The sequence below is a fragment of the Pseudomonas sp. Irchel s3h17 genome (assembly GCF_900187505.1).
Taxonomy (GTDB): domain Bacteria; phylum Pseudomonadota; class Gammaproteobacteria; order Pseudomonadales; family Pseudomonadaceae; genus Aquipseudomonas.
Genome location: NZ_FYDL01000036.1, coordinates 1 through 7,961, shown reverse-complemented (window position 1 = coordinate 7,961; position 7,961 = coordinate 1). Strand labels below are relative to the sequence as shown.

At 54.8% G+C, this 7,961-nt stretch carries 8 protein-coding genes and 1 pseudogene; all 9 read left to right on the top strand.

Annotated elements, in window-relative coordinates:
• Window positions 1-339, top strand: a pseudogene (locus CKW25_RS27235) (hypothetical protein); the annotation flags it as partial.
• Complete coding sequence (locus CKW25_RS25830; protein ID WP_095083809.1) at window positions 339-842, top strand: hypothetical protein; 504 nt, start codon at window positions 339-341, stop codon at window positions 840-842. The pseudogene CKW25_RS27235 and the gene CKW25_RS25830, both read left to right, overlap by 1 nt.
• Entirely contained in the window at window positions 842-1,060 is a 219-nt protein-coding gene (locus CKW25_RS25825) for a DUF3310 domain-containing protein (protein ID WP_095083808.1), read from the top strand. Before CKW25_RS25830 ends, CKW25_RS25825 begins: the two co-directional genes overlap by 1 nt.
• A complete protein-coding gene (locus CKW25_RS25820; protein ID WP_095083806.1) occupies window positions 1,057-1,428 on the top strand; it encodes a Ref family recombination enhancement nuclease in 372 nt (123 codons plus the stop codon). Before CKW25_RS25825 ends, CKW25_RS25820 begins: the two co-directional genes overlap by 4 nt.
• On the top strand, window positions 1,428-2,744 hold the full coding sequence (locus CKW25_RS25815) for a site-specific integrase (protein WP_095083805.1): 1,317 nt from the start codon (window positions 1,428-1,430) through the stop codon (window positions 2,742-2,744). The genes CKW25_RS25820 and CKW25_RS25815 overlap by 1 nt, the downstream gene beginning before the upstream one ends.
• Window positions 2,713-3,033 (top strand): hypothetical protein, encoded by a 321-nt coding sequence (locus tag CKW25_RS25810; protein WP_095083804.1) that lies wholly within the window; start codon window positions 2,713-2,715, stop codon window positions 3,031-3,033. Before CKW25_RS25815 ends, CKW25_RS25810 begins: the two co-directional genes overlap by 32 nt.
• Window positions 3,034-3,045: 12 nt before the next feature.
• A complete protein-coding gene (locus tag CKW25_RS25805; protein ID WP_172736658.1) occupies window positions 3,046-3,480 on the top strand; it encodes an antiterminator Q family protein in 435 nt (144 codons plus the stop codon).
• A 342-nt stretch (window positions 3,481-3,822) separates the two neighbouring features.
• Complete coding sequence (locus CKW25_RS25800) at window positions 3,823-5,886, top strand: hypothetical protein (protein WP_143497501.1); 2,064 nt, start codon at window positions 3,823-3,825, stop codon at window positions 5,884-5,886.
• 763 nt (window positions 5,887-6,649) lie between these two features.
• The coding region (ltrA, locus tag CKW25_RS25790) for a group II intron reverse transcriptase/maturase (protein WP_095083810.1) at window positions 6,650-7,961 on the top strand (1,312 nt) is incomplete at its 3' end.

The following is a 7,961-nucleotide window of genomic DNA, read 5'->3' as shown; positions in this document are numbered from 1 at the left end:
AACAGCCTGGTGTCGGAGAAGGCCAGCAAGGTCTTCGACCGCGCTTACGACATCACCATTCGGATGCTGGTCAGCGGGCAACCGCTCGAAGACATCGCGGTGGGCATCGGCCACGACTCGCAGAAGCCCGAAACTCAGCTGGCGGAAGAGTACGGCGACGCGCAGTTGTTGATGACGATGTCGCAGCAGTCGATCCCGCTTGACGGCAAGGTTGCCCGCGCCCAGTTGCTGGCGCGCTTTGTCAATTGCACCGGGAAGCGCGAGCAGCAAGAAGCCTCGCTCCCACGTAGCCGCTCGAAATCCCTCCCTAATAAATTCAATCCAACAGGTGGCTTCTGATGAATGCAGCCAAGCAACAAAACGTGCTCGCTGGACAGTCCTCGATCGCCCAAAAGATATTTGGTTACGTACCGATTCAAGCGAGCTGGAGCACTCACGATATCCACGGCGCTGTCTTGGCTGCCAATGCGACGGGTGCATCGGCTTATGCCATACGTCGCGCCCTTGGTGAGCTGAGGGACGCCGGACTGATCCGGGAACCGGTAGGCGGAAAGTTTCAACGCGATGCAGTCACCCTCAAACCCAAGAAGGAACAAGCAATGACTCAGGCAACCCAGCAGACCGTTGTTTCGATCAAGAAGCCAGAGGCCAGTGCCCTGGACGTTTTGGCGACCCTGTCTGGTGAGGTGGTGAGTCTCTCTGACGAGCTGAGTAAACGCATGAGGGCATTGGCTGGGCGTATCGAAGAAGTGGCGTTGTCTGTGGAGGCTGAGCGTGAAAACGATGCCAAAGCCATCATCAGGGCCAAGCGTCTGCAAGAAGTGCTGCGGGAGTTTGCGTAATGAGCGCTCTGGACAAGCAGGTGTCGGGCGATCACTACAAGTCGCTGAAAATCCAACCCATCGAATTTATTCACGCGAACAGCATTCCCTTCGCCGAAGGTAGTGTCATCAAGTACGTGACTCGGTGGCGTGATAAGGGGGGTGTTGCGGATTTGGAGAAGGCCAAGCACTTCATCGAGCTGCTGATCGAGCTTGAACAGGCGAGGGTGTCGGAATGAAGGGTCGCTCGGTCACTGCCCAGCAGAAGCGCTGGCACGACACTCTGGTCACCACTGTCGGTTGCGTGGCTTGCCGCGTCTCGATGGATATTCACAACGACCAGTGCAGCATCCACCACGTTGACGGCCGCACCAAGCCGCATGCGCATTGGTACGTGTTGCCTTTGTGCGCCGGCCACCACCAGCACGGCTACGGCGGCGACGGTTTTCCCGGTTTCGCCGTGCACGGGCAGAAGGTCGCTTTCGAGCAGGCGTATGGCCGTCAGGCCGACTTGGTTCAGTTGTGCGCCCAGGTTGTCGCCGAGTCGGGCTCCGATGTACCGGCGGCGTTCATGGCCTGGCTCGACGGTTCCGAGGTGGAGGCCTGATGAGCAGCGCCGCCGTGAAGATCACCGACGCCGAAATCAAGCGCCAAGCCACCGGCGACGTCCGGGATCTGCGCGACATCGAGAATCGCGGCCTATACCTGCGCTTCACCAAAGCCCGTGCCCGTGCGTCGTGGTATCTGGTAGTGAAGGGCGAGTGGAAGCGCATCGGCAGCTTCCCCGACCTTAACGCCAAGCAGGTCGTCGCCGCACTGCCGGCAATTCGTCTTCGCCTGGATGCGGGTGCCGGCTCCAACCTTTCGAAGTGGATCACTACCGGCGAACTGCTGGACTGGTACGCCGACCGGATGGCCCGCGACCGTAGCCTGTCGAGCAAGCGCAAAAAGACCGGTGCATCGCTGATCAAGTGCCACCTAAAGCCGCTCCTTGGCGCCGTGCCGCTGGCCTCAATTGACAAGGCCACCCTGGACGATCAGTTCATGTGGCCTGCGCAGGAGGCCATTGGCATTGACTACGTGCGCTCAGCGTTCCAGCTGCTGGCCTTGGCATTCCGCCAGGCGTTCAAGCTTCGGCTGATCTCGGCCAACCCGATGAAGGACGTCAAGTTCAGCGACTTCTCCAAGGCCAAAGTGGGTGTGAAGCCGTCACGGTTGCGGGTCACCCAGCTTCAGGACCTGATTATCCTGCTGCGGGATGCCATGGCCAGCGCGCCTGCTGATGCCATGCTCGCCCTGATGATGCTATGCCACGGCACCCGCATTGGTGAGACCCGGCAGGCCCAGTGGTCGCATATCAGCCTTGCTGAGCGGGAGTGGTTCATCCCGGCCGAGCACACTAAAACCGGCGTCGAGCACCATTTGCCGCTGACCGACCAGGTACGGCAGATGCTGATCGGTTATCGCGAAATCCAGCGGGCCAAAGGCTACGACGGTCAGTTCCTGTTCCCATCCCGCAATGGCAAGGCGTTGAGCGAGGGTCAGGCGTGCGCTGTATTCACGCGGCTGGGTAGGGGTGAGTGGACCAGTCACGACCTGCGCAAGGTGGCCCGTACCGGCTGGGCAGACATCGGCATCGACCACCTGATTGGTGAGCTGCTGATCAACCACGCCATGGGTCACAACGTGAAGGTGTACATCCAGTCGGACGTAATGAGTCGCAAGCGTGAGGCCTTGGACCGGTGGTGCGCGTATCTAGATGCAAAGGGCTTCAAGCGTATTCATACCTTGACCGGCTTTAGATCGGGAGATTCTGGTAATCCGCTGCAAGCCACAGAGCACAAGGCTTGCGAGGCTATTCAAGAAACAACCATAGGCGAGGATTCAAAACATGAAAAAAGCCCAGGCCCTTGGCTTTCGTAAGGCGCAGATCGAGCTGGAGCACTGCTTGACCTGTAAGGGGAGAGCCGTGGTGCAAGGGGTGTTTCATGAACTGGTTTGCAGCGACTGCAACGGCTCAGGTTGGGTAATGGCGGGCAGCAGGTTGGTGCTTTCTACAGACGAATTGGTGACACAGCTCAGCCTCAGATTGCAGCAGGCTCAGCGCGAAATTGAAGTACTCAAGAGGGGCTCGTCGATATCTGCCCCGGCAGCGTACTACCAACAGAACAACCGTCGCGGTGCCGGCGGATCAAATTACACCGGGGACTAAGGGGTACAACACATGATGATTCGCAAACCAGCGCTGCACCCGTTAGGTGATACGGAATACCTGCTAGAGCAGTGGGGGTGGTGGCGTATGGATGGAAGGGGAATTCCCAGCTATGCCTCGCCCATGTTGGCACTGATGCGTGATGCAATGCCTACGCCGGCCAAGTCGTACTGCATCACTGACGAGCTTGCCTGTGTCGTGGATGCCGCGTTGGCTCGGCTGTGTAAACGAGATCAGCAGATGGGGGATATTGTCTGGCTGTACTTTGGGGCGAAATGGCCGGCAGTTCGGGTCGGTCGGTATCACCAGGTAAGTGAGGGGAAAGCTCGGGAGCTGATGAAGGCCGGAGTGGCTTGGATTGATTGCGTTCTCGAAAGTATCAAGGATGGGGGCTGGACAGGATATTCGGAAAACCATTCCGATAGCCCACTCTTAGGGACTGCCTAAATCACAGCTGGTAATTGCACCGCCTGGACCGCCCAATTGCATACCACCTGCCCAGACATTGCACCCGTATTGACTACCCTTTGCATGGGGTTGAGCGGCCACGGCGTAGTGATGACTGGCCGCGCTCGACCCAAGGCGGACATTGGCAATGGCAGATCGGCGTATGTCTGAGTCGAAGACGAGTTTACGTTAGGAGCGTTCGTACCTCATTTGGATCTGCCTAAACAGAGACTTAGGTATCGGTGATGGCATAGTGCTGGCGTAGCGGCGAGGAACTGGTAAGGTTTACTCGACGAGCTCTACAAACGTTGTCAAATTTGCAGCCATGGTGAGAGAAGAGAAATGGAATATTCGTTCAATGATTTTTGGTCCACTCATTTGGCCAGCGTGGTCAAACGCAAGACTGTGTCAGAGTTGCCTGGGTGGTATGGTAATTTGACTCCGATGGTGTCATTTGTACCAGCCAACGTCATCCCTCGGCCAGATTTTTCGGATTTGAGTCAGCGTGTTTGGCTTATTGCAGCTCCAGGTGCAGTTGGTAAATCAACACTTGCAAAGGAAATATGCGCATTAACGGGCGCTGTTTATCTTGACTTGGCAGAAGCTTCAACAGTAGCCGGAAATTACCTTGTTGGAGGATTGGTATATACAGATCTCCTTGAAGCTTGGTCAGCAGGCACTACAACTATTGTTATCGATGCGCTTGATGAGGCTCGTCTTCGGGTAACCCAGTCGGGATTTGAAGATTTTCTCGCCGATGTAGCCAAGGTAGCTAAGAAAGGGCGCGCGCCAATTGTATTGCTTGGTCGGGTCGGTATTATAGAAGAAGCTTGGTTAATAATTAACGAGATTTCTGATGTCGCTGCACCGATACTTGATATTGAATTTTTTGATACTGAGCAAGCAAAGAAATTCGTGATGGCGCGGCTGACTTCGCTCTCCACTGAGACTACAAGTGATATTTTGGATTATCCGCACTTAGCGGCTTCGCTCTCCAATCATCGTCAAGTCTATGATGAGGCGGTTGCAGAGGTTATATCTGGGATAAGCACACTGTCTCAGGCCGACGCAGATCGTTTTGTTGGCTACGCACCTGTGCTCGATGCCGTGGCAAAAGTCATTGCAGCCGAACCAAACCCTGCTCGTATTAATGAAGACATGCGAAGGGTTCTTGAAGGTGAGGTGCTTACTAGTTTAGCTAGGGAGATTTTGAGCCGAGAAGCTGGAAAGCTAACCATTCAACTTAAGAATGCACACGCCGATTTTCCTGAAGATCTTTATACTCCAGACGAACAACTACATAGGTTGGCGTGTCTGATGTTTAATTTGCCTACGCCTCCAGTCCCCCCTGTCGTGACACCGAAGCATATAGCGATGTATGAGCAAGCAGTTAAAAATCTACTTCCTCAGCATCCTTTTTTGAACGGCGATGGTAAAGGCGCTTCTAGCTCTGTTTTTGAAGCGGCAATTATTGCTTTCGCACTCAAAAGTGACTCCCAGGAAATAAGGTTGAGTGCGGAGAAGTATATTTCATCCGCAAAGCATACCGCCAACCCGTTCTTGTTGGACTTTTATTTGTCACTAAATGGTGGGCTTGACGAAGTTCCTGCTGAATATTTGGGGTATTTATTTGATTCGGTAGTGTCGAAGGCTACTACCGGTGATAAGGTAAGACTGTATGTAGGAGAAAACTCTGACGGTGGTATCGAGAGCGAAATAACCGTAGAAAGAAATAGTGGTAAATCCAATAGTTATGAACTTAACTCGCCGAAAGGAGGGTTGATCACTCTCGGGCGAAAAGTTTCCGGGGTTTCAATTGATTGTGAGAGTTCTGATGTAAAGCTCGGCTTGGGTGGGCAGCTTGAGCTTGTTTCCCCAACATTTGTACAGTGCCAAAAGTTACATCTTATTTGTGATCAGGTTGTTGTGAAGGTTGACCCGAGAAATGTCGAGGAAGTAGTTATTTTGGAAGCGGAGGAGCTAGTGTCTGGACACAGTGTCTCAGCTCCAATCGTTCGGCCTGATGCGATTTTCAGGGTTTCTTGGCCTGGATCTGAGGCGTATCCATGGACTTCTTTCAATATTTTCGAGGGCAATGATGAGGCTCTACATGTCTCTGAGGGGCTTCGGACACTTCGTCGACTTGTGATGGCGTTTCGTTCTCACAGTAAGGGGCAACTTGCTAGATTTCGTGACAAGATTGACCATTTTCGGATGTTGAAAGGAAAGGTTGGGGAGGCGCTACTCCAAAAGCTTATTGATGATGGAATTGTTTGGGCAGACGGCGCAATGTATTGCTTGGATGCAAATAAGCTTGGTGCGAAAGTTGGTATTTCGTACCAGGGTGCTCAAGCGAAAGAATACTCGGCTCAGACTAGAGAGTATGTGTCAAGCTTGATCGTTTGACAGTAAAGTTTCGGTCTACTCCATGAGTAGGCCGACTTTGTTTTTTGTCATTTTTCCTTGGTTTCGGCTTAGGCCGAACGTTCGGTTCTGGCCTTTATCTGCCGGTGCGAACGTCTCATGTGCGCCGGTGAAAATGACTGGTCAAGTGGTGTGCAATTTTGCAAGCAAAGCAGTTTTTTTGAATGCCTATAAAAACAGTTGTCCATATGGAATGGTTCTGTTTTTATAGCAACGTGTTCAGCTGTACAGCGCGACACCAAAGAAGAGCCCGGCCATTGCGTCGGGCTTTTTATTTGCTGCTCCAAAGCCTCGCCATCGTGCGGGGCTTTTTCGTTTGTGCGCCAGGCATGGCGCGTTGCGCGCAAGCGCAACCAGCTTGGCTGTGGTGGCCTCGCTGGTGACTTGGAGGTGAAAGTCCTCTACACACCCGGCAAGGGGAAGTGTTAGCCAGAGGCAAGGGTGTCGCGGGTGACTGCGAATCTGAAGGAAGCCCGAGGCAAACTGCTGGCCTGACGAACAGGAAGCGGATAGAGGCGGCGCAGCGGGGTAAGAAGGCAAGCATCTTCAAAGCCCGATACTTGCACAGAACGCTGTGACGTAGATCCGACAGGCATAAGCAGGAAGGTCACGCGAATTACCCTGGGAGATCTGCACGTTTGCCAGTGTGCTACCGAGCGTCGAGAGGCGACGGGATGAGCGTGCAGAAGTCAGCCGAGGCCGTAGTAAGTGGCGAATAACCCCGCCACCAAGGGCCGAACAGGTTATGCCGCCAGTAGGCGCCAGAGTCTCGTCGAATGCTGAAACGCAGAATATTCTCCAAGAGAAGACTGTTTCCCCAAGTCCCGGACGGTATCCGAGGATGACGGCTGACAGGGCACAAGCATCGACGGCGTCTGTGGCGTGGACGAACGCGGAGTCGGACACGCTGATGGAGCGGGTGCTTGCACCGGCTAACCTCAAGCGTGCGTATCAACGCGTAGTCAGCAACAAGGGCGCACCGGGTGCCGATGGCATGACGGTCGACCAATTGGCAGGCTACGTGAAACAGTATTGGCCGAACCTCAAGACTCGGTTGCTGGCCGGCGAGTACCAACCGCAAGGTGTACGCGCCGTCGACATCCCAAAACCTAAAGGCGGAACACGGCAACTGGGCATTCCCTGTGTCGTGGATCGCCTGATCCAACAGGCTTTGCTGCAACAGCTCACACCTATCTTTGATCCGCTGTTCTCGGACTACAGCTACGGCTTTCGTCCGGGCAGAAGCGCTCATCAAGCTATCGAAACGGCCCGTGCCCACGCGGCGGCGGGTCACCGCTGGTGCGTGGAACTCGATCTGGAGAAGTTCTTTGATCGGGTTAATCATGATGTTCTGATGGCCCATGTTGCGCGTCAAATCGAAGACAAACGCGTCCTCACGCTGATCCGTCGCTACCTCGAAGCGGGAACGATGTCAGGCGGTCTCGTCAGCCGACGGCAGGAAGGGACGCCGCAAGGCGGCCCGCTCTCGCCGTTGCTGTCGAATATCCTGCTCAACGAACTTGATCGTGAATTGGAGCGGCGGGGCCATCGCTTCGTGCGGTATGCCGATGACGCGAACATTTATGTACGCAGTCGTCGCGCAGGTGAACGGGTGATGGCCAGCGTTGAGCGTTTCCTGAGCGAGCGCCTGAAACTGACGCTGAACCGGGAAAAGAGCCGAGTAGCCGGGTCGTGGATGTGTGATTACTTGGGCTATGGGATGAGCTGGCATCAACAGCCGAGACTAAGAGTGGCAACGATGAGTCTGGATCGCTTACGCGACCGACTTCGAAGCCTGCTGCGCACAACGCGAAGCCACAAAGTGGCGAGCGTCATCGAGCGGATAAACCCCGTACTGCGCGGTTGGGCTGGCTATTTCAAGCTGAGTCAGAGCAAGCGGCCACTTGAGTATCTTGATGGCTGGGTGCGTCACAAACTTCGCTGTATCATCTGGCGCCAATGGAAGCAGCCCTCGACGAGGGCGCGCAACTTGATGCGTCTAGGGCTCAACGAAGCTCGTGCTTGTCACTCAGCATTCAACGGTCGAGGCCCTTGGT

Bases quoted from the DNA above. Each gene is read 5' to 3' on its own strand.
- CKW25_RS25820 (WP_095083806.1), top strand. From the start codon at position 1,057: ATGAAGGGTCGCTCGGTCACTGCCCAGCAGAAGCGCTGGCACGACACT.
- CKW25_RS25805 (WP_172736658.1), top strand. From the start codon at position 3,046: ATGATGATTCGCAAACCAGCGCTGCACCCGTTAGGTGATACGGAATAC.
- CKW25_RS25810 (WP_095083804.1), top strand. From the start codon at position 2,713: ATGAAAAAAGCCCAGGCCCTTGGCTTTCGTAAGGCGCAGATCGAGCTG.
- CKW25_RS25830 (WP_095083809.1), top strand. From the start codon at position 339: ATGAATGCAGCCAAGCAACAAAACGTGCTCGCTGGACAGTCCTCGATC.
- CKW25_RS25815 (WP_095083805.1), top strand. From the start codon at position 1,428: ATGAGCAGCGCCGCCGTGAAGATCACCGACGCCGAAATCAAGCGCCAA.
- CKW25_RS25800 (WP_143497501.1), top strand. From the start codon at position 3,823: ATGGAATATTCGTTCAATGATTTTTGGTCCACTCATTTGGCCAGCGTG.
- CKW25_RS25825 (WP_095083808.1), top strand. From the start codon at position 842: ATGAGCGCTCTGGACAAGCAGGTGTCGGGCGATCACTACAAGTCGCTG.